The sequence below is a fragment of the Sphingomonas elodea ATCC 31461 genome, assembly GCF_000226955.1.
Classification (GTDB): Bacteria; Pseudomonadota; Alphaproteobacteria; order Sphingomonadales; family Sphingomonadaceae; genus Sphingomonas; species Sphingomonas elodea.
This window is the reverse complement of record NZ_AGFU01000110.1, coordinates 1-593: the sequence shown is the minus strand read 5'-3', so window position 1 is coordinate 593 and position 593 is coordinate 1. Positions and strand designations below refer to the sequence as shown.

1 protein-coding gene is annotated in these 593 nt (G+C 71.3%); it reads right to left on the bottom strand.

The annotated features are described in order from the left end of the window. The coding region (locus tag KK7_RS0119140; RefSeq protein WP_010546251.1) for a methyl-accepting chemotaxis protein at positions 1-593 on the bottom strand (593 nt) is incomplete at both ends.

Sequence of the window (593 nt, the reverse complement as noted above, 5' to 3'; positions counted from 1 at the left end):
GATCGTGGCGGACATCGAATCGGCCGCCAGCGCGGTCTCGTCCACCGCCGCGGTGATCGCGGTGACGGTCTGCGCCTGGATTTCCATCGCGGTGCGGATGCGGTTGGCGCTCTCCTGCACTTCGGAAACGGTCGCCCGGATCGAGGCATTGGTCTCCACGGTGGAACGCGTCGCGGACTGGATCGCGGCGATCTTGGCGGCGATGTCGTCGGTCGCCCGCGCCGTCTGGTTGGCGAGGCTCTTCACCTCCTGCGCCACCACCGCGAAGCCGCGGCCGGCATCGCCCGCCCGCGCCGCCTCGATCGTCGCGTTCAGCGCCAGCAGGTTGGTCTGTCCGGCGATGTCGCGGATGAGGCCCAGGATCGATTCGATCGACTTGGCGTGGTCGGACAGCATCTCGCTCATCCCCACCGCATCGCTCGCCTGGCCGCTCGCGCGCGTGGCGATCGCCGCCGCCGCTTCCACTTCGGTGCGCGCATCCTCGATCGCGCGGATCAGACCCGCCGCCGTCATCGCCGCCTCGCGCATCGCCACCGCCGACTGTTCCGCCGCCGCCGCGACCTCGCTCGCCTTGCCCAGCATCCCCCGCGCCG